The organism is Limnobaculum xujianqingii (assembly GCF_013394855.1).
Classification (GTDB): Bacteria; Pseudomonadota; Gammaproteobacteria; order Enterobacterales; family Enterobacteriaceae; genus Limnobaculum; species Limnobaculum xujianqingii.
Genome location: NZ_JABMLK010000001.1, coordinates 2,261,066 through 2,286,800 on the forward strand (window position 1 = coordinate 2,261,066; position 25,735 = coordinate 2,286,800).

Sequence of the window (25,735 nt, forward strand, 5' to 3'; positions counted from 1 at the left end):
TTTAACACAGATAATCTCTATATCATTAAGTCGGTTTTTTCTGGCTAAAGTCGGTTTGAGGTCGGTTTTCTTGAGTTAATTAACTTATTGATATTAATAGATACTACCACAAGAAAACCGACCAACCGACCAAACCAACCTGTTTTTCCTCACATGTGAGAAATGCCAATGTGATTTACATCACAATTATTCTTCTGATTCATCGTCTGCCTCTGGCTGATAGCGCAGAACGATGAAGTGAGGCTGTTTACCATCAACCACCAGCGTTTTCTTGGTGATCCCTTTCTTTGGCTTATCCAACATACCGACATCCGCTAAAACCTGAGCAAAGGCGATATGGTTCGCACCTGTGGCAATTTCATCTTTGAACACGGCAGGCCATGTATGAAAGACAATCTCTTCACTCATTCGGTTTTTTACCCGATAACCGGCAAGGTCTTTAATCGGCAGGTCTCGCGGGTCACTGCTGGGGTGTGGCATATACCGGCTATAACCATAGCGTTGTAAGAATGACTCAGCCTGTTCTATCCATGCCTTAGCTTCTCGGTTCTGCATACCAAACTCATTCACCCATGCATTGAAGCTGTGCTGAAGTGCGTCACGACTCTCTTGTTCCGTCCAGCCAGTAAGATGATGAGATAAGAGCAATGCGGCTTCCAGAACGGCAAAGCGGGACGATACACGGCGTACCTGCTCACTGGCTTCAGCAGGTAACAATGATAACCAGCGGCGTTCTGCTGCTCTTACTGCCTCGGCAGCGGCTTCTTTCTGGCTGGCAAGGTACTTTACCCATTCGCGGCCTACAGCACCATAATGATTCAGACAGGCATCTCGCATAGCATCAGCGTGAGCTTTACCATCAGCATGCCCGTGAAACTCTAAAGCTTTGGTAATAGGGACATTTAGCAGCCTGACCAGTTGACCGGCATTAACCTTACCGCCATCAGCACGGATATAGCTCTCAAGGTCAATCTCACCGGTACTGAAGGCCATTGCCCGCCAGCGTTTAACATCACGATTACCGCCTTCTTTAGCCCCCTGAATCTTACCCACGCCGTTAAACAGCGCATAAGCAGCATCAGCAACTGCTTTGCGATTACTCCCTTGTCCGATTTCATCCAGCGGCATAAAACCATCGTTATGAGCAGCGGCTTCGTTCACCAGCCCTAACGCAGTGGAATACCACGTCAACTTCAGTCCTTCGGGTTCACCGTAGATACTGGTGGCTGCGTTACCAGTTGTTGTCTTACCTGCTGATGAGCCACCGAACAGGTGAACACCAAACCCATCAGCACCAGCAAGGCCAATCAATGGAGCAGCAAAGGCGCAGGCTATGCCTAACATCATGGAAGGGTTACCCGATGCCAGCAGTCCTACACTATCTCGCCAGCTTTCCGCTGTCCCTTTCACCGTATAACCTTTAGCCGCAGCAGAACGCCCGTTAAACAATACTGGTTTATCTGGTTCACCAATAACAGAACCATCCGGCATGATGTATGCGCCACACTGCCAACCAGTAGCGCCGGCTATCGACCACATATCCCGCTTACCGCTACGCTGAAGGTAGTCGGCAAGGATAGCCCGCAATCCGCTTCTTGCAGTGATAGACAAGCCACCAGCGCGTAACTTAGCCCAACCTTCGCGCTCACCAATATCACGCATAGGGAGCGCCTCCGTGCGCTCTGTCTGACTGCCTTCAGGCGTCCATTTCAGAATCAGATAACGTTCGTTATCATCCTCACCAATGCCTGCAATGATTAGCGGGTCGCACAACCAGCTTTCACGCTCTATTTGTTCGCCGGTATCCCTGTCAGTTTTTGGTTCAATCCAATACAAACCGCCGTGACGAATATCAGCATAGGGCTTTAATGGGTCACGTTTAATGGTCATTGGATTTGATGTTGTTGCTGGCGGCTCAGAATTACACTGATATAGAGACGCATTAAACGCGCCTGTGGCGCACTCTAAGCCGTTCAGTTGTCGGTAGTCGTCCCAGTCCGCCTTATCATCCGTTGGCGGCAAGGCTACCCATCCAGCTACGGATTTTGCCGCCTGTTCTGCTTTCTCTTTACCAGTGTTGGGTTCGTCCGGCTTAATATCATTATCAGCAGCAATAATTATTTGCGCTTCAGGGTATTTCCGGCGCATCACTTCAGCAACCGGCTTTAGGTTACCAGCGTCAATAGCCGCCACTGTAAAAGCATCAGGACGTATCAGGTGAACAGATAACGCCGTTGCTAACCCTTCAGCAATAATTATGACTGATACCCGCTCCGGTGCCTTCTGTACAGGATAGAACGCACCTTTCTTAGTGGAGCCGGTCAATAGTCGTTTATCACCTGCGGGCGTAATGGTTTGAGCGGCACTTACTGCTCCTGACTCATCCACCAGTGAGGCAAGTAAACGACCATCAGCCAGAACGGGAAACAGAAAACCGGTTAGTCCTTTGCCGGTCAGGTAGCTATGCTCATGCTCAATGGCATTTTCCCTAAGGCCAGTGTAGCGAGTGAGGAATGTTTGATGGCGTGATACTGCTTCATCCTGCTGCCTGTCAAATGCCATCTTTTGGCTGGTGGCTCTGGTTGAGCGAGTATCACCGCCTAACGCCTCAGACACTATTTGAGCTGCCTCATAGTTAGAACACTGCTTTACCTTTTTGACCAGTTCCAGACCATCACCAGCACCGCAAACATTACAAAGATGGGTGCCTCTGCCGTCCTTATCATCAAATCGAAATCGGTCATTTCCACCACAAGCAGGGCAGGGGGCGTGAGTGCGAGGGTTCTCCGGTACATTGATACCAATTGAAGATAATACTTCGCACCAGTGGCCTTGTGCTTTACTGGTTACATCACGGATTAAATCGAGATGTCTCATTAATCTGCCTCTCCCGCATCATGAGCATATTTCCATGCTACATCCAGAACCTCTAAAGCAATGCGCGTCTGATTTCCATCATTCAAAAGAATCAAACTGGCCTCAATCAGATTAGCTATACGGTTTAACTGGTCACGTAAATCCAAAACATCAACCAGACCAGAGCGGCTATTATCAGGGCTCTTCTGAAGGCTTTCATTTGATAGGGATTCACGCATCAGCAACCTCCGAAGACATCAGGGATAACAAGGTATCCAGCTTTTCAAGCAGGATGAAGGAAAGGGACTCTTTTACTGGTGTGTGCTCTGCCGCTTGCAGGCTATAGGTCAGAGCAAGACATTGCTCTACCAGCTCTTCAGATGTTAGCGGAGTCTTATCAATCAGATTATGCATGGCGAACCTCCTGACGAGAAACGAACACCAGAGAAGGGAACCCAGCCAGAGAACGGACTTCTTGCTCATTAGCAGCAGTGACCGAGATAAACTGAAGCGGGAGAAGGTCAGACAGGCGTTGACGGCCTGAGCCAAGAAGAAATGTAAATTTAGGGTGAGTTTGGGTATGCTGTATATCAGCCATAGCGTTAGCCTCATTAACGTTGCGGTTAGAAGCCCTTTGGTGTTAGTAGCACTGAGGGGCTTTGTTATTTTAAGGTGTATTTCACCTTGGGTTCTGAGGTTACATTTAAGTGAAATACACTTCAAGTCTTTTTTTCTCTTTGTTTTCGCGTATACTGACATACACCTAAATAGTGGAGCATTAGTAATGGCAACCGGCGCGAAGAACGCAAAATCACAAATGACAACTGTTCGAATCCCCCATGATGTAATGGAAGATATAGAAAAATTTAAAGAAGATGGGGAAAGTACGGCGGGCTTTCTCGTAACGGCGGCGAAAGGTGAGATTAAACGCCGACAACGTAAAAAGCCTAAAGAAGAAGCCAAAGACTGAACACACCTCAACGTTGAGGTCTGCTTATTTATCAAAAGGGTAGCATTCGCAGTGTTACCCTTTTTTATGGACTGAAGAAACTCACCTCGCGCGTAGTGATAGTGAGAAAACCTTCTCACTCCAGCTCGCGTAGTGACCCCGATAAAATCTTCCCGTGTCTCACGTAGTGACCACCCGAAAATCTTCATGTCAGGTTTTATCTGGTTCAACCTGCCAGTTTTTGGCAACGAAACAGCCAGAGAAAGCCCCCCGTTCTGTATGGTGACGTCAGTCATTAGCTACCTCAAGTTGCTTGGCAAGATGGCGCTGTGACAGGCGAGTTAATTCGGTCTTACGCTGGTGATAATCCCAACCAAGCTCTATCAAAGTGATATTGCTCTGTTCAAGGTATGAAAGGTGCTTTAACTGGTCGGCGGACATACTATTACGAGGGTCACCAGAGATACTATTACCCGTAGCCCATTGTTTGGCTGTCAGGCCACCAAGAACCAGACGGGCTATCATGTTGCTTTCACTGGTGTAGTGGTGAGCTTGCGTTAACTTGCCTTGTTCCGCTCTGGCTAACTCCAAGGCAGCGCACATTGGTTTAAAGTAGTTAGCCGCTGTAATACGAGCCTTTAACTGGTCTCGTAATTTTCGGACATCTTGAGGGGCAATATGTTGTAGCCGCTCTTCACACTGGATAAAGTAGCGGCGAACAGCACGGCCTTGTTCATTTCGCTCAACCATCGCCAGTTCTTTAGCCATGCCAAGAGAGATACAGTAATCCTTACTGCGCCGGTCTCCACCTCGCTTAGTTTTCCACTGTTTAATCTGATCACTTTCTGTACTTTGATTCGCCAGATTTGGTGAATCAAAATTAATGTAATCTTGCTCGTAAATAAAACTGTATTCCTCAATCCTCCCCTTAATCCAATTGCTAAAGTCACGTCCAACACCTAAATAAGCGTGTAGCTTCTTAGCGCTGGTGGTTTGTATTTCTCGCCCATTAATATTATTTAAGCTAACCGGAACCAGTTCAGTTAATAAGCCAAGAGCCTGATTTTGGGTAAAAGAATCCCCTGCCGTTAATTCAGCATTTTTAATTACTGTCATATTAATTACCTATTATGCGGCTTGTTTATCGTCTGGATATAAACTCAGAATGTCGTTTATTTCGCCTAGAGTTAATGCTGGATAGCCTGAAGTGGTCGCTCTGGCATTAACCAGACTAATCACGCGCTGAACGTCATCACGACAGGCAAAACGGTAGCGGTAATGTGAGCCAATACCGTCAGGGTTCCGCTCATCTATGCGCTCCAAGTGAATAGCGCAACGACGTTCTAATTCAGACGCATAATTCCGTCCAGAAGATAACCGACAGTAATAAAGGATTTCATTTTCAGTGAAGCCATTAACGCCAGTACGTAGCATATAAAGGCGAGCACGGTGCTTTTTTGGGGTGCCTTGCTTTTTCATTACGCAGTCTCCCCGCGAGATTCAGCGATACGTTGATTAATCCATTCGTTTATTTCACTTTCAATAAACGCAATGGAACGAGTGCCAATCTTTACAGATTGTGGGAAGCGCTTTTGGCTAATAAGGCGGTAAATCCATGCCTTGCTGTAACCAGTTCGGCGTTGGACTTCGTGTAAACGGATGAGTGATTGTGTTAGCTTGGTCATATTGCCTCTTGTTTTCGTTAGTTGCCATTAATAGACATTGAGATAACAAGCGCATTGTCGCCATAGTCAAATAAGAGTTGAAGGAAGGAAAATAAATATTTTAATTACCGGAAGAAAAAATATTTCAATTTATTCCGGTAATACCTAACTTAATCTAATTTCTGATGTTATTTTTTTCATTAAATTATTTAAGTAATACCCACTTAAAATTTCATTCACCAGAGGTATTAGCGTTTTTCTAACTTTTTCAGTTGTGTCAATATCAGGCTCATCAAAATATAAAGCATCTGCATATTGATTTAGTGTTAGTGGGGCATTAATAAATGATGAGAAAATTTTTATATCAAGATATGCCAATACTCTCATTGAGTGCCATTTTTTCATATGTGCTGGTTTAACATTATTTTTTACTGAACTATGATGTGTTACATTACCATTAATCGTATTATGGTGTGCTCTGGCACGTACCAGCCAATTTTTAAAACCATCCAAGAGAATATCATCAGGAGCATTCAGATCGATTTCCGCCCAAACAAGTCCTTCATTTATTTGGTCTTCAGCCCATCCGTAACCATCAGGAATTTCTTTTAACTTATGAAGATCTTCTAGAGAAGCATTTTGATGAATAGCTTTGGCTATAATTTCATTATAACTCTCATTAGACATCCCTCCCATGAAGCCACAATATCTATTTTTAAACGCGATATCTTTCATATCAATAAGCTTTATAGGCTCTTTAATTCCCCGCCTGATATGAATAAGGTCTTCCTCCCAAATACTCACATTATCACCAGCAAGAATACGCAAAATAACTTTAATTAGATCTATGGTTTCAACAAGAATTTGCTGTTCCTTATCAACTTCATATTCTTCTTTAGCTAATGGTTTATCCTCATCATCTAAAGAAAAAGAATTGACATAATCTTCATAAGTATCATTTCTAATTAGAGTAATATTTTCTATATGTTCCAGAGCACTTTCTCTTTTCTTAAAAGAAAGATAATAATCAATTAGTTTAAAATCTTTTGATAATTCGTCATATGTTTTCACGTCAACCATTGAAATAATATCTTTCGAATTTAAATTGAGTGATTGGATAATTTTCAGAGCTTCTTGAGTCGATGTTATTTCTTCCTGTATTTTTTCCATATCATTATTTAATCGCTCAATACTCATAGCATGTCTTACCACACCTCACCTCACGCCCTCTAAATTAGTGATTATGCCCGCCAGTAGAGGTGTACAGGTTTTCGGTAACGAACCTAGGCATAACCTTATTCTTTTAACGGCTACTATAATCTACCGTTGTCTATAAACCAACATCATGCCCGCTTACCGAACGTACCATGAACCACATTCCCAATACCGTTCTTAGCAAAATCATGCGGCGTAATGAATTGCTGATTATTCGCATCCAGATAATCAGCCCACCACTGGATCATGCTTCTGCGCTGTTCCATAAATTCAGCACGATGAGTGTAAGCCCCTTTAACCTTCTTGCGTTCCCTGTGACTCATTTGGCGCTCTATCGCATCTTCTGACCATAAGTCAGATTCATATAGTGAGCTGGACGCCATAGTACGGAAACCATGACCACAAACCTCTACTTTTGTGTCGTATCCCATGACCTGTAGCGCTTTGTTAATTGTTCCTTCGGACATAGGCTTATCAGCATAATGATCACCAATAAAAACCAATTCATGCTGTCCGCTGATTTCCTGTATCTGCCTTAATATCTGTATTGCCTGTCTACTTAACGGTACTAAATGCTCCGTTCTCATCTTTGAGCCGCGGTAGGAAAACTTAACCCCTGATATTTCCTTTCTCTCTGCCGGAATAACCCATACTGATTTATCAAAATCAATTTCATTCCAACGAGCAAAACGTAATTCACTGGAACGAATAAACACCAACAATGAAAGCCTTAGCGCTAATTTGGTAAGTGTTCGTCCGCGATAGTTATCAATATTGCTTAGTAGTTCAGGAATTCTATTTAACGGTAATGCAGGGCGGTGAGTGGCTTCTCTGGTGGCTATTGCGCCGGTTAGGTCATTGGCTGGATTATGGCTAATTATTCCATTCTGAACGGCATAGCGCATTATTGCTGTTATTCGCTGCTTTAAGCGCCCTGCCATATCAAGATGGTCTTTTGCCTCAACTAATTTGATTGGAGCTAATAAGATGGGAACAGTTAAAGTTGATATATTCTCGCTGCCGATATAAGGAAAGATATGAAGCTCAAGGCTGCCTAAAGTCCGCTTTGAGGTTTCTTCCCCCCACTTCTTATTAGCAGCGTGCCATTGTCTCGCCACATCCTCAAAGGTCACGCTTAATTCAACTTTATCAGCTTTTTTCTTCTCGCTAGGGTCAATGCCTGCCGCTAATAGTTCTCTGGCTGAATCTCACCGCTTTCTGGCCTCTGCTAACGTAACATCGGGATAAACTCCAATCGCTAACATCTTTTGCTTACCATCATAACGATACTGGAACCGCCAGTATTTAGAGCCATTAGGATGAACAAGCAAAAACATACCAGCACCATCAGTCAATTTATATGCTTTTACTTCTGGTTTAGCTGCCTTAGCTTTGATGTCTGTCAGAGCCATAGTTACGCCTCTTTTGATGGTACATTTTTTTCCAAACCGGATATACCATCATTTGTACCATCAATTGATGGTATATTTCAATAGACGTTAAAATACCTCAAGAGACAGCTAAAGCGCATAATTACTGGATTTCAGGCATAAAAAAAGACGTCCGTAGACGTCTCTTTATATTGAACTGGTACCGAGGACGGGACTTGAACCCGTAAGCCCAATCGGGCACTACCACCTCAAGGTAGCGTGTCTACCAATTCCACCACCTCGGCACTGTATATCACTCTATAATGGCAGGGTAATCCTGCCATCTATTGCTCTTTATTCCTTAACGAGGAATATCGCTGCTTGGGGTCTGAGGAGCTGGTTTAGCTGGCTCAGTTTTTACCGGAGTGCTCAGGTCATCCCACTCGCCGACTTTTTTGTCCTGATGTGTGCTCAGGTTACCCAGTGCCAGGCTGATAACAAAGAACAGCGCAGCTAAAATTGCTGTGGTCCGGGTCATGAAGTTACCTGAACCGCCAGAACCAAATAAAGTCGCAGATGCACCAGCACCAAAAGAGGCACCCATATCAGCACCTTTACCTTGTTGCAGCATGATCAGGCCAATCAGACCGATGGCTACCAACAGGAAAACAATAAGAAGCGCTTCGTACATATTCTTGCCTTTATCCTTGCGGGATAATCCCGTGCTAAAGCTTTAACCCGTTATCGGAGTAATTCATGTTGAATGATGTCACTTATTATACCCGACCGGAGCGGGTGTGAATACTAACTAAAGCCAGAAAGAGGTGCAAGTGCATTTTCGCAGTCAATGCGTATTTGCGGAAAAAATCAACATTTTGTTCGGGTATTTGTCTCTACTGGCCAAGCGGGAAACTGCTCAATCATGGTATATACCGTATTTTAACCACCTGACCACGAGATTCCAGACGGCCAATGAGTGTCTAAAATTTAGTAATAAACAATGTCCCGGTTCTGAGTAAACTTATTATCCTGATTACCCCATACTGCATGTAACCAGTTATGGTTTTGATCGTAATGGATGTAATTCTTTTCACCACGACGTTTTTGGGTTGAATAAGCGATTGCCTCGTTAATAACCCGTTGCAGCATATTATGATCGTTATAATCAAAGTAGTAGGTAGAAACTAAAGTATTGTTATGGGTTTTCAAATCGTGGCGGGCTAAATAGCCTTTTGAATTATAATAATATTTTTTAACCGAATATTTTCTAACATATTGTTCTTCATCACTATTATAACTGGCTTTTCGCTTTTCAATGACTTCTGTGAGTTGTGCATTATCATTATACAAATACTCCCGAATCCATTCACTGTGCATTAATTCACTACGAATAATTCGCCCTTGAGGATCGCTTAAATATCGAACTTCGACTTTACCCACATCGGACTCTTTACCGTTGATCAACCATTTGATGCACTTAACCCAATAGCCTTCTTTATTTTTGTAAATTTTTGTAACCGATTCGCCCCGGTGTTTCTTTTCTCGTCGTTCAAGGAAGGTCAGGTTGCCTGAAATATCATAGGTTATCAAACTGGTAAGCATCCATTCCCCATTCTTTTGGGTAACTTCTTTTAATTCTTTCATTCGAAAATCAGGAGGGAAGATAGAATGGCTCGAATTCTCAGTTAAAACTAAATTCATTGAGAAAATAGCATTTTCTTCTGCGGTTAAACTTCTATAAGAGGTTAAAGCATAAGATAAAGAAGAAAAGGTGAATGCGAAGATCGCTATAACAATTTGAATAATAAACGATCGAGTAAGCATCACTAGTCCTGATATTATATCTGTAATTCCGTTGTGCAGAATTCTACCATCACTAAATAGTTTCTAACAACAACTATAAATAATAGAAATCAATTTCGACCTAATTCTTAATGAGTGTTTCAAATTCTTCTTTGCTCCCATTGAACGCGTTGAGATCAACGACGGTATCAATGCCATCCAGTAGGCCACGATTAGCAAATTGCCAAAACAACCAGGGACGTTGACCTTTTAAAGCTGGAGTACGATAAATATTTCGAATCCATAATGGATTTTGCTCAAACTGCCCTTCAAGGAAATCATCAAAAAATTCTTGAGTCACATACAGAACAGGTTTCTTCTGATAAAAAGCCTCAAGCCGCTCAATCAGTATTGTAATCTCTGCCAGAACTTGTGATTTCTCCATGGTTAACTGGCAATTTCCGCCATACTCCAGATCAATCACTGGTGGCAGCATATTTACTGCTTTTGGTACGGTTTCAATGAAATTTTGCGCCTGTTTTTCACCCGGCTTACAAAACGTAAAGAAGTAATAAGCGCCGACCACAAAACCTTGATCACGCGCCTGCTGCCAGTTGATACTGAAAGACTTGTCTTTAAAATCACCGCCTTCAGTTGCTTTGATAAAAACAAAGCGAACTCTTTCCTTATCTAACTGTTGCCAGTTAATTCCATTCTGATGATGGGATACATCAATTCCCTGAATCGGATACTTAGTAAGTGATGGATAATTGAATCTGATATAGCCGCTATACAACCCATATATAAGCAGTAATCCAACAATGATTAAGCCCAGAAAAATGATTAGCACTTTATTGATTAGCTTATACATAAGTGTGCTGCATCCTTGCTTATAACGATCAATTCACAGTTAAACAAAAGGCGGAAATATTTCCGCCTTTTGTATCAACTCAATATCTAAAAACAAATTAACCTGCGGCTTTCACTGCATCCGCAATACGGTTAGCTAACCGCAGAACTTCTTCGTCGTTCTCACCTTCGACCATCACACGAATTAGTGGCTCGGTTCCTGATTTACGTAACAGTACCCGACCGCGGCCTTCCAGCTCTTTTTCTACTTCAGCAGTCACATTCATCACTGTTTCATTAGCCAGTGGATCGTGTTGACCAGCAAAACGAACATTCACCAGAACCTGAGGTAACAGTTTCATACCGCTGCATAAATCATGCAGTGACATATGGTTGCGGACCATGGCAGCCAGTACCTGCAGCGCTGCAACAATGCCGTCTCCGGTGGTGGTCTTATCTAACAGGATGACGTGGCCTGAGTTTTCAGCACCAATAGTCCAGCCAAGCTCCAGCATTTTTTCCAGCACGTAGCGGTCGCCCACTTTCGCTCTGGTAAATGGAATGCCCAGTTGCTTTAGCGCCAGTTCCAAACCAATGTTACTCATTAACGTACCAACGGCACCGCCTTTAAGCTGCCCCTGACGTAAGGATTCGCGAGCAATGATATACATAATCTGATCGCCATCGACTTTATTGCCCTGATGGTCAACCATAATCACCCGATCGCCGTCGCCATCAAATGCTATGCCAAGATGTGCCTTTTCAGCCACTACTCGTTCTTGCAACAGACGAACATCCGTTGCGCCACATTTTTCATTAATGTTCATACCATCAGGATCGCAACCAATAGTAATGACATTAGCACCCAGTTCACGCAGTACGCTTGGGGCAATGTGGTAAGTTGCACCGTTTGCGCAATCTACCACGATCTTTAATTCACTCAGGCTAAGCTCGCTTGGAAACCCACCTTTACAGAACTCAATGTAACGACCAGCAGCATCATTAATGCGACTGGCTTTACCCAGTTCAGCTGACTCAACACAAGTCAGCGGCTTTTCCATTTCGGCTTCGATGGCTTCCTCAACTTCATCCGGCAGTTTTGTACCGTCAATAGAGAAGAACTTGATACCGTTATCGTAATAAGGATTATGAGAAGCAGAGATAACAATACCCGCTTCCGCACGGAAGGTACGGGTCAGATAAGCAACTGCCGGTGTCGGCATTGGACCAGTAAATGAAGCAGAAAGCCCCGCAGCAGCTAAACCAGCCTCCAGAGCAGACTCCAGCATATAGCCAGAAATACGCGTATCTTTACCTATAATAATTTTACGCGAACCGTGGCGGGCTAAAACTTTACCTGCAGCCCAACCAAGCTTAAGCACAAACTCAGGCGTAATTGGATGATCGCCCACTTTGCCCCGAATACCATCTGTACCAAAATACTTACGATCGCCGCTCATGTTATCTCTATTCCTTAGCAGAAAGTGTTGCTTCAACAATTCGCATTGCTTCAGCGGTTTCTTTTACGTCGTGAACACGAATAATTTGTGCCCCCTGCATCGCGGCGATTGTTGCACAGGCTATGCTGCCAATAACCCGCTGATCGGGTGGAACGTTTAATAATTGCCCAACCATCGACTTTCTCGACATTCCAACCAATAGAGGAAGGCCAAAATGGTGAAAATCTGACAGATGAGCCAATAACTGGTAATTGTGCCTCAAATTCTTGCCAAAACCGAATCCCGGGTCGAGCAATATCTTTTTTCTGTCCATACCGGCGTTAACGCAGCGGGTAATGTGCTCAGTAAAGAAGTCATCAACTTCAGACACTACATCGGTATATTGTGGTTCATGTTGCATGGTTCTGGGCATACCTTGCATATGCATCAGGCATACGGGCAGTCCGGACTCTATAGCAACCTCTAATGCACCCGGTTCTTGTAACGCCCGGATATCATTAATCAGATGAACTCCAACCCGATGAGATTCTCTCATAACTTCGGGCTTATAAGTATCGACAGATACCCATACTTCAAAATTTTTTGCGATGGCTTCCGCAACCGGAATAACCCGCTCAAGTTCTTCATCCGTTGGAACTTCATCTGCACCAGGGCGAGTCGACTCACCGCCAATATCAATAATTGTTGCTCCGGCCTGAATCATCTCATTGGCATGGCGTAGAGCATTTTCTATCTGGCGGTAACGGCCTCCGTCAGAAAAGGAGTCAGGCGTTACGTTGAGAATTCCCATCACCTGAGGGTAATTGAGATCTAACGTTAATCCCCTACTTTCTAACTTCATGATGAATTCCTTAAGACTGGTTAAAACATAACTATTGTGCGGATACCTACTCAAAGATAAGTGAGCAGATACTTACAAATTTAATAAGACTATCAGAATATACCAAAATAGAGGCAGGGATGAACATTCAGCTCAAATTCCCTGCCTTGAGAAATGAAATAGTTAACCGGTAATTTTTAAGCTCTCAGCAATCTTTCTGAATTCCGGCAGATATTGCTCACTTTGTTCAGCCTTAACCAGACCCTTAATCACATAGTAAGTGCCATTAGATTCTACAATCAGCTGATAGACCTTCATAGGTTCATGATTTTTTGCATTTTCTGCATTAGCCAATAGCTCCACACCATGATGACCATTTATATCGACGGACTTAATGCTCTCTTTCTGCACTGCAATTTCTATCAGAGAAGCAGTATTCATCATGTGTTTTTCGCTGAATGCCACCAAATCGCCTATAGCCACCTTGCTGTATGATGAAGCAATAACCATCATTGGCTGAACCCCAGCGGCAGCCGGAGCTGGAGCCGCATCACCAGGCAGGCTTAATATCAGCATATTATTAACCCGGCGAACAATCTTAAGATTATCGGATTCTTGTATTGAGTAACCCAATGCATCCAGATTCAGTTTACCTTCTTCTCCCTGCGCAACTTCCATGCTAATCAGCGAACGTTTAATGGCATCGCCCAGCTTAGCTTCTTCGGTTGCAGGATAAGTACCTACTAACATCAGCGAACGCTTACTGTCACCCTGAAGTAATATCCATTTATTAACTTCTTGATTATTCGCGGTTTGACCAATTTTATATAACCAGACTTTATGTTCATGGCTAACGGCTTCTTCAGTTCCCAGAAGACGGACTCCCTGTGTTTTCATCAGATCGGGGATAAACGCGTGTTTAATCTCTTCCAGAGGTGCAGGCATCTCATTAACCATAATAGATGCGCCCGCAGCTTCATTCATATATCCGGTAAACTGTTTGGATAATGAAAAACCAGCAGGTGGTTCAATAGATACTGAGGTACCGGGAATACGTTCTGCTGCCTGAGCCGCGTTTAAAAGACCACAACTGGTCAGCAATACAGCTACCATTAATCGAAACATCTTCATCGTTATAATTTCACTCCTTAAAATCAAAATCATCCCTTGAATAGCACCGTGGCAGCCAAAGGTGTGTTTAGACCACTGCGAAAGCACCAGACAATAGCACACATCAAAAGGGATGTTACATGCCGGATTAATATTTTAGAGATAAAAAAACGGCTCCCGTTTGGGAGCCGTTATCATTTATTTACGCAAATTAAACCGCAGGTTTATCACTTGGTTCATCAGTCTTGCTGAATTCCGGTGACGCCGTTTTTTCTTCTGGCGTTACTGGTGGCTGAGTATTGCTGGCTGGTGGTTTAGTTCCGCCGCTTTGAGCATCATCCCAACCTGCTGGCGCACGAACTTCACGACGGGCCATCAAATCATCAATTTGCGGCGCATCAATAGTTTCATACTTCATCAGCGCATCTTTCATCGCATGCAAGATGTCCATATTGGCTTCCAGGATTTCTCTGGCACGCTGATAGTTACGTTCAATCAGCAGCTTAACTTCCTGATCGATAATACGTGCAGTTTCATCAGACATATGTTTGGTTTTCGCTACTGAACGACCTAAGAAAACCTCACCTTCTTCTTCTGCATACAACAAAGGCCCTAATTTTTCAGAGAAGCCCCACTGAGTCACCATGTTACGGGCGATAGAGGTAGCAACTTTAATATCGTTAGATGCACCGGTAGACACTTTTGCCGGACCATAAATCAGTTCTTCAGATAAACGGCCACCGTACAGCGTTGATATACGGCTTTCCAGCTTCTGACGGTTTTCACTGATAGCATCACCTTCCGGTAAGAAGAAAGTCACGCCCAGCGCACGACCACGAGGGATAATGGTAACTTTATGTACTGGATCGTGTTCCGGTACTAAACGACCAATAATCGCATGTCCTGCTTCATGATATGCCGTAGATTCTTTCTGCTCTTCGGTCATAACCAAAGAACGGCGCTCAGCACCCATCATGATTTTATCTTTGGCTTTTTCAAACTCAACCATCGATACCACACGTTTATTAGTACGTGCAGCGAACAGAGCGGCTTCGTTAACCAGGTTAGCCAAATCTGCACCCGAGAAGCCTGGAGTACCACGAGCAATCACAGACTCATCCACATCCGGAGATACTGGCACACGGCGCATATGCACCTTCAGAATTTGTGCACGACCACGAACATCTGGCAGCCCAACAACGACCTGACGGTCGAAACGACCCGGACGCAGTAATGCCGGGTCCAGAACGTCCGGACGGTTAGTCGCTGCAATGACGATAACGCCTTCGTTGCCTTCAAAACCATCCATCTCAACCAGCATTTGGTTCAATGTCTGTTCACGTTCATCGTGGCCACCACCTAAACCAGCGCCACGCTGACGACCTACCGCATCGATCTCATCGATGAAGATAATACAAGGCGCAGCTTTCTTCGCTTGTTCGAACATATCACGAACACGAGAAGCACCCACACCAACAAACATTTCAACGAAATCAGAACCTGAGATAGTAAAGAATGGCACTTTTGCCTCACCGGCAATCGCTTTTGCCAATAAGGTTTTACCAGTACCCGGAGGCCCTACCATCAGAATACCTTTTGGAATCTTACCGCCCAACTTCTGGAAACGGCTCGGATCTCTCAGGAATTCAACTAATTCACTGACATCTTCTTTCGCTTCATCACAGCCAGCAACGTCAGCGAAAGTAGTTTTAATTTGCTCTTCCGTTAGCATGCGAGCCTTGCTCTTACCAAAGGACATAGCACCTTTTCCACCGCCGCCTTGCATCTGACGCATAAAGAAGATCCATACACCAATCAACAGCAACATTGGGAACCAGGAAATAAATACCTGTTGCAGGAATCCTGGTTGCTCCGGTGGTTCGCCAACGGTTTTAACATTATTTTTCAGCAGAAGGCTCAGCAGCAGAGGGTCTTCTGTTGGCATGTAGGTTGTATGAGACGCGTTATCGGGCTGCGTTTTATACTGAATTTCACGTCCACTTATGCGAGCTTCGCTGACCTGATTATTACTAACCTGCGTCATGAACGTCGAATAATCAATTCGGCGTCCACCCGACTCACTAGGCCCGAAGCTCTGAAATACGGTCATCAGCACAACGGCGATGACTAACCAGAGAATTAGGTTCTTTGCCATATCACTCAAGGAATTAACCTCATATTACAATGGTGTTAACAATACGCGTTAGGGTACTATAGTTTGCGCCCAGTCGCTACAATGTATACTTCACGTGAACGAGACCGTGAAGCATCGGGCTTACGGATCTTCACTGTTTTAAACAGGGCCCGGATTTCTCGTAAATACTCATCAAATCCATCCCCCTGAAAGACCTTAACCACAAAACTTCCACCTGGTGCCAGCACGTCTTTACACATGTCTAACGCCAATTCAACCAGATACATCGCCCGGGGAATATCAACGGCAGGAGTACCGCTCATATTTGGCGCCATATCAGACATTACTACCTGAACTTTACTGTCACCGACGCGCTCAAGCAAAGCCTTTAGCACCATTTCATCACGAAAGTCGCCCTGAAGGAAATCGACTCCGGCGATAGGATCCATTGGTAAAATATCACACGCAATTACTCTACCTATGTTACCAATCTGTGTCACAACATATTGCGACCAGCCACCCGGAGCTGCACCTAAATCAACGATCGTCATACCCGGTTTAAACAGTTTGTCGGCTTGCTGTATTTCATCTAGTTTAAACCATGCGCGGGAACGTAGCCCCTTTTTCTGCGCCTGTTGTACATATTTGTCGTTAAAGTGTTCTTGTAACCAGCGCGTTGAACTGGCCGAACGCTTTTTATTACCCATGTGGTATTCCAACCATAACTTAATATCAGGTTTTACACCAAACCTTGGTGATAACTATCAGATGGCGGTAGAATACATTGTTTTCAACCCCCAACCCCAAACTGACGTAAAGAAAATGAATCTATCTAACAAGCAAAAACAGCACCTTAAAGGCTTAGCGCACCCGTTAAAGCCGGTTGTCATGGTAGGTGCAAGCGGTCTCACTGAAGGCGTTCTCGCTGAAGTTGAGCATGCTTTAGAGCATCATGAACTCATCAAAGTAAAGATATCAACAGAAGATCGTGAAACTAAACAATTGATTGCAGACGCGATTGCTCGTGAAACTGGCGCTAACAATGTGCAGGTGATTGGTAGTGTTTTAGTGCTCTATCGAGCCAGTAAAGACAAAAAAATCAGCCTGCCACGTTAAGTTTGATGAAAAAAGGTGATAATTGTCGCCTTTTTTCATTTCTTTACACTCGGTCAAATAACAACCTGCATAAATTTGGTTGATGGTTAAAGATATTCAACGTTCAGAATTTCAAACTCGATATCACCACCAGGTGCTTTAATCACCACCACATCGTCCGCTTCTTTACCAATCAAACCACGCGCCATCGGTGAGTTAATTGAGATCAGATTCTGTTTAAAATCCGCTTCATCATCACCCACAATACGGTAGACAACTTCTTCTTCTGTTTCCAGATTCATCACTTTAACCGTCGCACCAAAAATCACCCGGCCAGTATAAGGCATCTTGGTAATATCAATGACTTGTGCATTAGACAGTTTAGCTTCAATTTCCTGAATTCGCCCTTCGCAGAAACCTTGCTGTTCACGCGCGGCATGATATTCAGCATTCTCTTTCAGGTCACCATGAGCTCTTGCCTCAGCGATATCAGCAATAATTTTTGGCCGACGTACACCTTTTAAGTACTCGAGCTCTTCACGCAGTCTTTCTGCACCCAGTAACGTCATTGGAATTTGTCGCATACTCTTGTATCCCTCTCAAATCACTTGTCACTCTCAAATAATCAGTGATTTATATAATAATCAACCTATAGCAGTCGGTGACTCCCACTGCTTTTATAAGCAAAAAACGCCCGGCCCGGTATAACTTCGCCAGACCAAACGAGATGTCATAGATAAGTGGCATTTTACCTTAGAGTTGCATTGGGGTCATCGTTTACTTTTGTTTCGCCTCTGGTAATCGATAAACCTACGATAACAATAAGGGTATAAATTAGCCGCTCAAATGATGGTACACTATTCATTAAACAGACGTTTGCCCTGAGCGTATCACTGATTTATTGGTATCAAACTGCGTTGGGTAATCATTTTTTCATGCAGAAAAGCAGGTCATTTTTCACTATGCGCTTATTGAACGTTTTCAGCGGAATTGCCTGTTCACTGGTTATTACTGGTGCACAAGCTACTCAAATAGATCAATACACTCAATTATTACCTGAAGGTGCCAATCTTTCATTGATGGTACAGAAAGTTGGTGCGTCGACACCTTCTATCGATTATCAGGACAAGCAGCTAACCTTACCGGCCAGTACACAAAAAGTCGTTACTGCGCTGGCAGCTCTGTTGCAACTGGGTGCCGATTACCGTTTTACTACCACTATTGAAGGCTCTGGTTCAGTCAATAATGGCGTATTGAATGGTGATTTAATTGTTCGTTTTAGTGGTGATCCTACCCTGAAAAGTCAGCAAGTACGCTCGATGGTTCAATCCCTTAAGCAACAAGGGATCCGTCAGGTATCAGGCGGTCTGATAATTGATACCTCAGTATTTGCCAGCCATGACAAAGCCCCTGGATGGTCATGGAATGATATGACCCAGTGCTTCAGTGCCCCACCATCAGCCGCTATTATTGATAAAAACTGCTTTTCTGTAGCATTACAAACTTCCAAACAGGAAGGTGGAACGGCCACGGTGCAAGTCGCATCTTACTTCCCGGTACAGGTTAATAGTCAGGTGCGTTCTTACCCAAGAAATTCACCAAATGCTCGTTTTTGTGAGTTTGACGTTACCGCTGGTGAAAACCTGCGTTATACCCTGACAGGCTGCCGCACTCAACAGGACAAACCGATTACTCTGTCATTCGCCGTTCAGGATGGTAATGCATACGCGGCTCAAATTGTGAAAAATGAGCTAAGACAAGCAGGTATTCAGATTGGTAATGCTATTCGCTACCAAACCACTCGCACTGGCCCGGGTAAAGTATTAGCCCAAAATCAGTCTGCTCCTCTGCATGACCTGTTAAAAGTAATGTTGAAAAGCTCTGACAATATGATTGCCGATACCGTTTTCCGCACTATGGGTAATAAGCAATATAACTTGCCGGGAACCTGGCGCTCTGGTTCCAGCGCAGTTCGGCTAATATTGCGTCAACAAGCCGGTATTGATATTGGCAACACGGTAATTGCAGATGGTTCTGGTTTATCACGCCATAATCTGATTTCTGCGGACACGATGATGCAAATTCTACAGTACATTGCCCGCAACGATAGCCAGTTGGATTTTATTTCCATGTTGCCTACTGCAGGTCAGGATGGAACACTGCGTGCGCGCAGCGGTTTTAAAGATGCAGGTTTAGAAGGTAAAGTTTCTGCTAAAACAGGTGCATTACAAGGCGTTTATAATCTGGCTGGATTTATGACTACCGCCAGCGGAGAGAAAGTCGCTTTTGTTCAGTTCCTTTCCAGCTATGCAATGTCACCACAGGATCGCTCTGGCCGTAAAGCCACGCTGGCAAACTTTGAAAGCACGCTATACCGGGATTTGTACAACAGTAACTAGCTGATGTTTTGATAGATAATAGTGAATCCGCCTGCTTTGTGTGCAAGATGTGCAAGCAGGCGGAACGCTTCAGCTTTTTTCCATAAACTCTTCTAACACCCAAACGCTAACACTGCTGGCATTAACCGGAAAGGTTCCCTTTCCCTGTTCATCAGTTATCACGGTATCCTGACGAATACCGAGATAATCCCGATATTGCTTATTGGCTAATCCCTCACCCAGCTCTATTAACTTGCTGTTTTCTGCTTCATTTGACAACACTACAACACAGCCTGGCTCTTCAGCCGTTCCTTCCCGAACAAATGCAATACAGTTTGGAGAGTCAAAATAATCAGTCTGCTGACCATTAGCAAAACGCTGACGAGCGCGAATCAACAGAGGAAGCTCACGAATTGCCGGCATATCAACCCGACACATTTTACCGTCATGCCCCTTATCACGGTAGCTGGCACCAAACAGATCAGGATAGAAAATACAAGGAACACCCTGCTCTCGCAGTAAAATTAATGAATAGGCTAATGGTTTAAACCATGGATCAACCGGCGTTTCTAACGCTTGTAAAGGCTGGGTATCATGATTAGCAACCAAAGTGACCGAATGTTCCGCATCAGCTTCAGTTAACGTCTCAACAAAGATCTTACTGAGATCGAACTCCTTACCTTGTTGTGATGCATGGTGAAAATTGAGGTGCAAGGGAGCATCAAACAGCATCAGTTTATCATCCACCAGTTCCAGATAATTTTGTAGCGTCGCCAGATCGTGAGACCAATACTCCGCCACGGTGAATAAATCGCGCTGGACTGTACCTCGTGCATGGTCGAGCCATTGCTTAAAAAACCATGCCGGGATGTGTTTAACCGCATCCAACCGAAAACCATCGCTGGGAACTGTTTCCATCAACCAGGTAACCCAGCGTTTAAGTTCCTCCATTACTGCCGGATTACGGAACTCAATATTGGCCCCCATCAGATAATCATAGTTGCCGTTTTCACTGTCAACTTCATCAACCCATCCATCGTCAGTGTAGTCATTAACAATTTTGAATATCCCTTCTTCTCTTGGTTCATCAAGGTAATCCACACCATTAAAGCTGTGGAAATCCCACACGTATTCTGAATACGTATTTTTCCTACCGGGAAAGGTAAAACGGGTATAGGCCTTCGCCTCAATAACTTCATCAGAGATAATGTTTCGATCGTCAGGATCAACCCGGGAGACCTTGATCAGCTCAGTTTCATCAGCACCGATCTTATGGTTTAGTACCACATCAAGATACACTTCCAGGCCATTCTCTTTCAGCGTATTAACCGCTTTAAGTAGCCCTTCTTTATCACCATATTTGGTTGCCCGGCTGCCCTTTTGTTCAAACTCACCCAAATCAAACAGGTCATAACTATCATAACCAACCGAGTAACCCCCTGAAGCGCCTTTATAAGGTGGAGGCAACCAAACGGCAGTAATGCCCATATCTGCCAGCTCTGGTGCTCGTTTCGTAGCTTCTGGCCACAATTTGCCACCATCCGGATAATACCAGTGGAAAAACTGCAATAAGGTCGCTTTCTTCATAGCGTTTCGATTCCCCGATTTATAAAGGTATGGCCAAATCATAGAATCGATTTAGCAAATGGCTGTTTAAACCATAGACAATTTTAGTTCGGATGTAAAAAAAGCTACCTTATCAGGTAGCCTTTTATAGGTTTGGTATGGGCTTAATCAGCGCTCATAGACGATTTCAACACCATCATCATCTTCTTCATCCCAATCGTCATCGTCCCAGTCTTCCTCATCAACGTGTGGTTCTGGTTCTTCCAATTGGGTACGGTGATAATCATCCCACATGAATTCAACTTTTTCAGGAGATTTCTCTTCAATTGCCATCGTTTTAGGATGAGCGTTCAGGAATGACATAACATCCCAACAAAGTGCCGTAGTACCTTCACGGTTTGCAGCAGAGATCAGATAATATTTACCTTCCCACCCTAGCGCATCGGCAATGGTTTTGGCTCTTTGCTGTGCTTCTTCTTCGTCAACCAGATCCACTTTATTGAATACTAACCAACGTGGTTTATCAGCCAGATTTTCACTGTACTGATTCAGCTCATTCACAATAACGTGAGCATTTTCTACCGGATCTGATTCATCAATTGGTGCAATATCAATCAGATGTAACAATACCCGGCAGCGCTCAAGGTGCTTAAGAAAACGAATGCCTAAGCCAGCGCCATCAGAAGCACCTTCAATCAAACCTGGAATATCGGCCACAACAAAGCTCTGTTCACTGTCCATGCGCACTACGCCCAGACTAGGTACCAGCGTGGTAAATGGATAATCCGCCACTTTAGGCTTAGCAGCTGAAACCGCACGAATAAACGTCGATTTCCCGGCATTAGGCAACCCTAACATACCTACATCAGCTAACAGCAGCAGTTCCAGCAACAGCTCGCGCTTATCACCCGGTGTACCACTGGTTTTTTGACGCGGAGTACGGTTGACCGAGGATTTAAAACGCAGGTTGCCCAAACCGTGAAAGCCGCCTTTGGCTACCATCAATTTTTGCCCATGACGCGTTAAATCACCCAGCACTTCACCCGTTCCCTGATCCAGAATACGAGTACCAACAGGCACCTTAATGGTGATATCAGAACCTCTACGACCGGTACAAGCCTTGCTTTGACCATTTTGCCCACGCTCGGCACGGAATGATTTTTCAAAACGATAATCAATCAGTGTGTTCAGGTTTTCATCAGCAATCATGAAAACGTCGCCGCCGTCACCGCCGTCACCGCCGTCCGGCCCGCCTTTAGGAATATATTTTTCGCGGCGGAAACTGACACAACCATTACCACCATCGCCTGCTTCAACGCGAATGACGGCTTCATCAACGAATTTCATTCACTGTCTCCGTAATTTATCTATTTGGCTTACCCACACACTTTTCTGCCAACAAGCCTTAGCATGTCTGATACATAAAAAATATATTATTTCAGGGGTAAACCGGTGTTTTTCTCTGACCGCCGGGGAAATAATCGATGGCCCGCAGCGGAAAACATGGCGCCCATTACCACAATGAATGCGCCGCTATATCCAAGTATATTTAGCACAGTGCTGGAGAACATATCCGGCCATATCAGCGCTAATAAATCAGAAAATAATAAAGTAAACAGCGGTGTCAGGGTGATTAATGCACTCACCTGGGCCACTTGCCAGCGCGCCATGGCTTCTCCTAGCGCACCGTAAGCCACCAGCGTGTTTAAACCACAAAAGGCTAAACAGGCGAGTTGCCAGCTATTCAGTTGATAAATCTCCGATGGATCCGCCAACGGAGTCACAAAAATAGTGCTCAACACATAAAGTAGAAACAGGATTTGAGAGGCTGAAAGCCTACGCTGTAATACCTTTTGCGCTACGCCATAACTCACCCAAACCAGAGATGCACACACGCCTAATAAAACACCTCGGGTGTAATCCGTCAGGCGAGTGAAAATCTCAATCAGGTTAGTATTAAAAAACAGTATCAAACCCACTATCAGCATCACCGCACCAATAATTTGAGTGACCCGCATATTCTCTTTAAGAATAAGTACGCTGGCAAACAGCATTCCTACAGGAGAAAGCTGCCCTATGACCTGCGAAGCAGTTGGACTCAAATACTGTAATGCCGAGCTAAAAAAAACAAAGTTAGCTGCCAGTCCCACTGCAGCAATAAGCAACAATATCAACCAGCGAGGCCGCCGAAACAGACCTAAACGAGGCAACTTACGCTGCATCGCTAATATCAAGCCCAATCCAAGAGCCGAGATTGAAAAGCGATACCATACCAACGTATAAGGCGTCATCACCGGAAGAACTTGTTTCATCGCGATAGGCACCACACCCCATAACACGGCGGTGATCAGGGCAAATGTTATGCCTAATGCCATACTCTGCTTAACCTGCGACATTTCTTTCCGAAAGCTCCAGAGCAGCATTTCTGCTCTTAACTGTATCTGACTGATGGATGCTTGATATTTTATCGGGTATGGTGCTTTAGCTAACCAGACCTTCGCCTGTTACTTTATAGAATCTCTATTAAAGTAACACATTTTGAAAATAAAAAGCCCCGCAATAACCATTGCAGGGCCTGGATCTATTTGGCTATCGAAAAATTATTCAGCAACGATGCTTATAAATTTACGATTTTTTGGGCCTTTTACTTCAAATTTGACTTTACCGTCAATTAAAGCAAACAGGGTGTGATCGCGACCACAACCAACATTGGTACCCGCGTGGAATTTAGTACCACGTTGACGAACCAGAATGTTACCTGCCAGAATTGATTCACCGCCGAAACGTTTTACGCCCAGACGTTTACTTTCAGAATCGCGGCCATTTCGTGAGGAACCGCCAGCCTTTTTATGTGCCATTTATCCGCTCTCCTAAACCTTAAGCGCTGATACCAGTGATTTTAACATCAGTAAACCACTGACGGTGGCCCTGCTGCTTACGGTAGTGTTTACGACGACGGAACTTAACGATTTTAACTTTATCGCCACGACCGTGCGCCACAACTTCTGCTTTAATTTTGCTGCCGTCTACAAACGGAACGCCGATTTTAACGTCGTCACCATTAGCAATCATCATCACTTGGTCAAACTCAATAGTTTCACCAGTTGCGATGTCCAGCTTTTCCAAGCGAACAGTTTGACCTTCGCTTACTCGGTGTTGTTTACCACCACTTTGGAAAACCGCGTACATATTAACTCCGCATTTCCGCACACTCACTTCCAGCTAAATATAGTGTTATTAGAGTGCGCTATAAAATATTCACAATAGGGCGCGAATTCTACGCAAAAAACTTACCGTTTACAAGCTCAGAATAAGAGAAGAATCAGAAGAAAATAAATAAGCACTTTTAATGGCGTTCATCTATGCTATTTTTCGAGTACAATCTCCCCGACCTTGCGTTCATTTTGCTGCGCTAGTGGATGGCTCTTACTATCAAAATCATAATATTATAATTTGACGCTATGAATATTGAAAAAATCACCCAGTTAGCAGAAAAGGACATGACGGCAGTTAATGCCGCAATACTTGCCCAGTTAGATTCCGATGTTGTGTTGATCAATCAGTTGGGGCATTACATCATCAGTGGTGGTGGGAAACGCATTCGCCCTATGATTGCCGTTCTCTCTGCTCGCGCACTGGGATACCAAGGAGATGGGCACATTACTTCCGCGGCTTTAATCGAGTTCATTCATACCGCAACCTTGTTGCATGATGACGTGGTTGATGAATCGGACCTTCGCAGAGGAAAGGCCACAGCCAATGCTGCATTTGGTAATGCGGCCAGCGTATTAGTCGGCGATTTCATCTATACCCGCTCTTTTCAAATGATGACCAGCCTGGGTTCATTAGAAATTTTAAAACTGATGTCATCGGCGACTAACGTTATTGCCGAAGGCGAAGTCATGCAACTGATGAACTGTAACGATCCTGATATAACTGAAGAAAATTATATGCAGGTGATTTACAGCAAAACGGCACGACTCTTTGAGGCTGCCGCACAAGCTTCAGCAATCCTCGCAGGCGCAACGCCAGAACAGGAAAAAGCACTGCAGGATTATGGTCGTTATATTGGTACCGCATTCCAATTGATCGATGACCTGTTGGATTACAGTGCTGATGGTTCCAAACTGGGTAAAAATCTGGGAGATGACCTGAACGAAGGCAAACCAACATTACCATTGCTGCATGCTATGCGTAATGGGTCAGCTGAAAGTGCTGCTCAAATTCGTGAAGCTATTGAACAAGGAAACGGGCGTCATTTACTGGAGTCTGTACTGAAAACCATGAATCAATGCTGTTCACTAACGTATACACAACAGCGTGCAGAAGAAGAAGCTGATAAAGCAATTTCTGCACTAGCCTGTTTGCCAGATACACCATACAGAACAGCATTAGAATCACTGGCTCGTCTGTCTGTACACCGAGACACCTAGATTATATCGCCGCTAAACTCGATTATTCACAGAGCTGATTTAACCTGACGGTCA

The 25,735-nt window shown here is 44.2% G+C and carries 26 protein-coding genes, 1 tRNA gene and 1 pseudogene; 4 read left to right on the top strand and 24 right to left on the bottom strand.

All coding sequences use genetic code 11. From position 1 onward, the window contains the following. Nucleotides 1-186: 186 nt before the first annotated feature. From GOL65_RS10250 to GOL65_RS10265, 4 genes are read right to left on the bottom strand one after another with little or no spacing between them, the layout of a single operon-like run. Nucleotides 187-2,877 carry a TOPRIM and DUF927 domain-containing protein gene (locus tag GOL65_RS10250; protein WP_140919733.1) on the bottom strand — a complete coding sequence of 897 codons (2,691 nt, stop codon included), beginning with the start codon at nucleotides 2,875-2,877 and terminating at the stop codon, nucleotides 187-189. Continuing rightward, on the bottom strand, nucleotides 2,877-3,095 hold the full coding sequence (locus GOL65_RS10255) for a hypothetical protein (protein ID WP_140919732.1): 219 nt from the start codon (nucleotides 3,093-3,095) through the stop codon (nucleotides 2,877-2,879). The genes GOL65_RS10250 and GOL65_RS10255 overlap by 1 nt, the downstream gene beginning before the upstream one ends. Further along, entirely contained in the window at nucleotides 3,088-3,270 is a 183-nt protein-coding gene (locus tag GOL65_RS10260; RefSeq protein WP_179038084.1) for a hypothetical protein, read from the bottom strand. The genes GOL65_RS10255 and GOL65_RS10260 overlap by 8 nt, the downstream gene beginning before the upstream one ends. Continuing rightward, a complete protein-coding gene (locus GOL65_RS10265) occupies nucleotides 3,263-3,454 on the bottom strand; it encodes a hypothetical protein (RefSeq protein ID WP_179038305.1) in 192 nt (63 codons plus the stop codon). The genes GOL65_RS10260 and GOL65_RS10265 overlap by 8 nt, the downstream gene beginning before the upstream one ends. Nucleotides 3,455-3,640: 186 nt before the next feature. Here GOL65_RS10265 and GOL65_RS10270 point away from each other — a divergent pair, with 186 nt between their 5' ends. Beyond that, nucleotides 3,641-3,826, top strand: a complete 186-nt coding sequence (locus GOL65_RS10270; RefSeq protein WP_179038306.1) for a YlcI/YnfO family protein — start codon at nucleotides 3,641-3,643, stop codon at nucleotides 3,824-3,826. Between the two features lie 267 nt (nucleotides 3,827-4,093). On the opposite strand, the gene GOL65_RS10275 is transcribed toward GOL65_RS10270, so the two are convergent. The 14 genes and pseudogenes from GOL65_RS10275 to rlmE all read right to left on the bottom strand — a co-directional run bounded on the left by GOL65_RS10275 (nucleotide 4,094) and on the right by rlmE (nucleotide 16,916). Further along, nucleotides 4,094-4,921, bottom strand: coding sequence for an antA/AntB antirepressor family protein (locus GOL65_RS10275; RefSeq protein WP_140919731.1), 828 nt, complete (start codon nucleotides 4,919-4,921; stop codon nucleotides 4,094-4,096). Between the two features lie 12 nt (nucleotides 4,922-4,933). Continuing rightward, nucleotides 4,934-5,284 carry a hypothetical protein gene (locus tag GOL65_RS10280; RefSeq protein WP_228723085.1) on the bottom strand — a complete coding sequence of 117 codons (351 nt, stop codon included), beginning with the start codon at nucleotides 5,282-5,284 and terminating at the stop codon, nucleotides 4,934-4,936. After that, complete coding sequence (locus tag GOL65_RS10285; protein WP_140919730.1) at nucleotides 5,284-5,490, bottom strand: helix-turn-helix transcriptional regulator; 207 nt, start codon at nucleotides 5,488-5,490, stop codon at nucleotides 5,284-5,286. Before GOL65_RS10285 ends, GOL65_RS10280 begins: the two co-directional genes overlap by 1 nt. A gap of 144 nt (nucleotides 5,491-5,634) precedes the next feature. Continuing rightward, nucleotides 5,635-6,666 carry a DUF6387 family protein gene (locus GOL65_RS10290; protein WP_140919729.1) on the bottom strand — a complete coding sequence of 344 codons (1,032 nt, stop codon included), beginning with the start codon at nucleotides 6,664-6,666 and terminating at the stop codon, nucleotides 5,635-5,637. Between the two features lie 146 nt (nucleotides 6,667-6,812). Beyond that, nucleotides 6,813-8,096: pseudogene (locus GOL65_RS10295) on the bottom strand (tyrosine-type recombinase/integrase). Nucleotides 8,097-8,272: 176 nt separating this feature from the next. Further along, a tRNA-Leu gene (locus GOL65_RS10300) sits at nucleotides 8,273-8,359 on the bottom strand. A 56-nt stretch (nucleotides 8,360-8,415) separates the two neighbouring features. After that, on the bottom strand, nucleotides 8,416-8,745 hold the full coding sequence (gene secG / locus GOL65_RS10305; protein ID WP_130590265.1) for a preprotein translocase subunit SecG: 330 nt from the start codon (nucleotides 8,743-8,745) through the stop codon (nucleotides 8,416-8,418). A 296-nt stretch (nucleotides 8,746-9,041) separates the two neighbouring features. Further along, on the bottom strand, nucleotides 9,042-9,878 hold the full coding sequence (locus tag GOL65_RS10310; RefSeq protein WP_140919728.1) for a hypothetical protein: 837 nt from the start codon (nucleotides 9,876-9,878) through the stop codon (nucleotides 9,042-9,044). 100 nt (nucleotides 9,879-9,978) lie between these two features. Next, nucleotides 9,979-10,707, bottom strand: coding sequence for a glycoside hydrolase family 25 protein (locus GOL65_RS10315; RefSeq protein ID WP_218652023.1), 729 nt, complete (start codon nucleotides 10,705-10,707; stop codon nucleotides 9,979-9,981). Nucleotides 10,708-10,804: 97 nt separating this feature from the next. Continuing rightward, a complete protein-coding gene (glmM, locus tag GOL65_RS10320) occupies nucleotides 10,805-12,145 on the bottom strand; it encodes a phosphoglucosamine mutase (protein WP_130590263.1) in 1,341 nt (446 codons plus the stop codon). Nucleotides 12,146-12,152: 7 nt separating this feature from the next. Continuing rightward, the gene (gene folP / locus GOL65_RS10325; RefSeq protein WP_140919727.1) at nucleotides 12,153-12,986 is read right to left on the bottom strand and encodes a dihydropteroate synthase; all 834 of its coding nucleotides are present in this window, start codon (nucleotides 12,984-12,986) and stop codon (nucleotides 12,153-12,155) included. 162 nt (nucleotides 12,987-13,148) lie between these two features. Then, nucleotides 13,149-14,096, bottom strand: a complete 948-nt coding sequence (locus GOL65_RS10330; protein ID WP_140919726.1) for a hypothetical protein — start codon at nucleotides 14,094-14,096, stop codon at nucleotides 13,149-13,151. A gap of 190 nt (nucleotides 14,097-14,286) precedes the next feature. Next, on the bottom strand, nucleotides 14,287-16,239 hold the full coding sequence (ftsH, locus tag GOL65_RS10335) for an ATP-dependent zinc metalloprotease FtsH (protein WP_179038307.1): 1,953 nt from the start codon (nucleotides 16,237-16,239) through the stop codon (nucleotides 14,287-14,289). Between the two features lie 47 nt (nucleotides 16,240-16,286). Beyond that, nucleotides 16,287-16,916: a 23S rRNA (uridine(2552)-2'-O)-methyltransferase RlmE gene (rlmE, locus tag GOL65_RS10340; RefSeq protein ID WP_140919724.1), complete on the bottom strand. Its 630-nt coding sequence runs from the start codon at nucleotides 16,914-16,916 to the stop codon at nucleotides 16,287-16,289. 115 nt (nucleotides 16,917-17,031) lie between these two features. On the opposite strand from rlmE, the gene yhbY reads away from it, so the two are divergent. Next, complete coding sequence (yhbY, locus tag GOL65_RS10345; protein WP_130590258.1) at nucleotides 17,032-17,325, top strand: ribosome assembly RNA-binding protein YhbY; 294 nt, start codon at nucleotides 17,032-17,034, stop codon at nucleotides 17,323-17,325. An 86-nt stretch (nucleotides 17,326-17,411) separates the two neighbouring features. Here yhbY and greA read toward each other — a convergent pair whose 3' ends face one another. Continuing rightward, nucleotides 17,412-17,888 (bottom strand): transcription elongation factor GreA, encoded by a 477-nt coding sequence (greA, locus tag GOL65_RS10350; RefSeq protein WP_130590257.1) that lies wholly within the window; start codon nucleotides 17,886-17,888, stop codon nucleotides 17,412-17,414. Nucleotides 17,889-18,266: 378 nt separating this feature from the next. Here greA and dacB point away from each other — a divergent pair, with 378 nt between their 5' ends. Next, on the top strand, nucleotides 18,267-19,703 hold the full coding sequence (dacB, locus tag GOL65_RS10355; protein ID WP_179038308.1) for a serine-type D-Ala-D-Ala carboxypeptidase: 1,437 nt from the start codon (nucleotides 18,267-18,269) through the stop codon (nucleotides 19,701-19,703). Between the two features lie 69 nt (nucleotides 19,704-19,772). On the opposite strand, the gene amyA is transcribed toward dacB, so the two are convergent. The 5 genes from amyA to rplU all read right to left on the bottom strand — a co-directional run bounded on the left by amyA (nucleotide 19,773) and on the right by rplU (nucleotide 24,437). Further along, nucleotides 19,773-21,269, bottom strand: a complete 1,497-nt coding sequence (gene amyA / locus GOL65_RS10360) for an alpha-amylase (RefSeq protein WP_140919722.1) — start codon at nucleotides 21,267-21,269, stop codon at nucleotides 19,773-19,775. 147 nt (nucleotides 21,270-21,416) lie between these two features. After that, a complete protein-coding gene (gene cgtA / locus GOL65_RS10365; protein ID WP_130590254.1) occupies nucleotides 21,417-22,595 on the bottom strand; it encodes an Obg family GTPase CgtA in 1,179 nt (392 codons plus the stop codon). 86 nt (nucleotides 22,596-22,681) lie between these two features. Next, a complete protein-coding gene (locus GOL65_RS10370) occupies nucleotides 22,682-23,644 on the bottom strand; it encodes a DMT family transporter (RefSeq protein WP_140919721.1) in 963 nt (320 codons plus the stop codon). Between the two features lie 204 nt (nucleotides 23,645-23,848). After that, nucleotides 23,849-24,106 (bottom strand): 50S ribosomal protein L27, encoded by a 258-nt coding sequence (gene rpmA / locus GOL65_RS10375; RefSeq protein WP_108901277.1) that lies wholly within the window; start codon nucleotides 24,104-24,106, stop codon nucleotides 23,849-23,851. Between the two features lie 19 nt (nucleotides 24,107-24,125). Beyond that, the gene (gene rplU, locus GOL65_RS10380; protein ID WP_130590252.1) at nucleotides 24,126-24,437 is read right to left on the bottom strand and encodes a 50S ribosomal protein L21; all 312 of its coding nucleotides are present in this window, start codon (nucleotides 24,435-24,437) and stop codon (nucleotides 24,126-24,128) included. A 272-nt stretch (nucleotides 24,438-24,709) separates the two neighbouring features. Here rplU and ispB point away from each other — a divergent pair, with 272 nt between their 5' ends. Then, complete coding sequence (ispB, locus tag GOL65_RS10385) at nucleotides 24,710-25,681, top strand: octaprenyl diphosphate synthase (RefSeq protein ID WP_140919720.1); 972 nt, start codon at nucleotides 24,710-24,712, stop codon at nucleotides 25,679-25,681. Nucleotides 25,682-25,735: the final 54 nt, after the last annotated feature.

Bases quoted from the DNA above. Each gene is read 5' to 3' on its own strand.
- rpmA (WP_108901277.1), bottom strand. From the start codon at position 24,106: ATGGCACATAAAAAGGCTGGCGGTTCCTCACGAAATGGCCGCGATTCT.
- glmM (WP_130590263.1), bottom strand. From the start codon at position 12,145: ATGAGCGGCGATCGTAAGTATTTTGGTACAGATGGTATTCGGGGCAAA.
- GOL65_RS10250 (WP_140919733.1), bottom strand. From the start codon at position 2,877: ATGAGACATCTCGATTTAATCCGTGATGTAACCAGTAAAGCACAAGGC.
- GOL65_RS10260 (WP_179038084.1), bottom strand. From the start codon at position 3,270: ATGCATAATCTGATTGATAAGACTCCGCTAACATCTGAAGAGCTGGTA.
- GOL65_RS10255 (WP_140919732.1), bottom strand. From the start codon at position 3,095: ATGCGTGAATCCCTATCAAATGAAAGCCTTCAGAAGAGCCCTGATAAT.
- GOL65_RS10280 (WP_228723085.1), bottom strand. From the start codon at position 5,284: ATGAAAAAGCAAGGCACCCCAAAAAAGCACCGTGCTCGCCTTTATATG.
- secG (WP_130590265.1), bottom strand. From the start codon at position 8,745: ATGTACGAAGCGCTTCTTATTGTTTTCCTGTTGGTAGCCATCGGTCTG.
- GOL65_RS10270 (WP_179038306.1), top strand. From the start codon at position 3,641: ATGGCAACCGGCGCGAAGAACGCAAAATCACAAATGACAACTGTTCGA.
- ispB (WP_140919720.1), top strand. From the start codon at position 24,710: ATGAATATTGAAAAAATCACCCAGTTAGCAGAAAAGGACATGACGGCA.
- dacB (WP_179038308.1), top strand. From the start codon at position 18,267: ATGCGCTTATTGAACGTTTTCAGCGGAATTGCCTGTTCACTGGTTATT.
- cgtA (WP_130590254.1), bottom strand. From the start codon at position 22,595: ATGAAATTCGTTGATGAAGCCGTCATTCGCGTTGAAGCAGGCGATGGT.
- greA (WP_130590257.1), bottom strand. From the start codon at position 17,888: ATGCGACAAATTCCAATGACGTTACTGGGTGCAGAAAGACTGCGTGAA.
- yhbY (WP_130590258.1), top strand. From the start codon at position 17,032: ATGAATCTATCTAACAAGCAAAAACAGCACCTTAAAGGCTTAGCGCAC.
- rlmE (WP_140919724.1), bottom strand. From the start codon at position 16,916: ATGGGTAATAAAAAGCGTTCGGCCAGTTCAACGCGCTGGTTACAAGAA.
- GOL65_RS10315 (WP_218652023.1), bottom strand. From the start codon at position 10,707: ATGTATAAGCTAATCAATAAAGTGCTAATCATTTTTCTGGGCTTAATC.
- GOL65_RS10310 (WP_140919728.1), bottom strand. From the start codon at position 9,878: ATGCTTACTCGATCGTTTATTATTCAAATTGTTATAGCGATCTTCGCA.
- folP (WP_140919727.1), bottom strand. From the start codon at position 12,986: ATGAAGTTAGAAAGTAGGGGATTAACGTTAGATCTCAATTACCCTCAG.
- GOL65_RS10290 (WP_140919729.1), bottom strand. From the start codon at position 6,666: ATGAGTATTGAGCGATTAAATAATGATATGGAAAAAATACAGGAAGAA.
- rplU (WP_130590252.1), bottom strand. From the start codon at position 24,437: ATGTACGCGGTTTTCCAAAGTGGTGGTAAACAACACCGAGTAAGCGAA.
- GOL65_RS10265 (WP_179038305.1), bottom strand. From the start codon at position 3,454: ATGGCTGATATACAGCATACCCAAACTCACCCTAAATTTACATTTCTT.
- amyA (WP_140919722.1), bottom strand. From the start codon at position 21,269: ATGAAGAAAGCGACCTTATTGCAGTTTTTCCACTGGTATTATCCGGAT.
- GOL65_RS10330 (WP_140919726.1), bottom strand. From the start codon at position 14,096: ATGAAGATGTTTCGATTAATGGTAGCTGTATTGCTGACCAGTTGTGGT.
- GOL65_RS10275 (WP_140919731.1), bottom strand. From the start codon at position 4,921: ATGACAGTAATTAAAAATGCTGAATTAACGGCAGGGGATTCTTTTACC.
- GOL65_RS10370 (WP_140919721.1), bottom strand. From the start codon at position 23,644: ATGTCGCAGGTTAAGCAGAGTATGGCATTAGGCATAACATTTGCCCTG.
- GOL65_RS10285 (WP_140919730.1), bottom strand. From the start codon at position 5,490: ATGACCAAGCTAACACAATCACTCATCCGTTTACACGAAGTCCAACGC.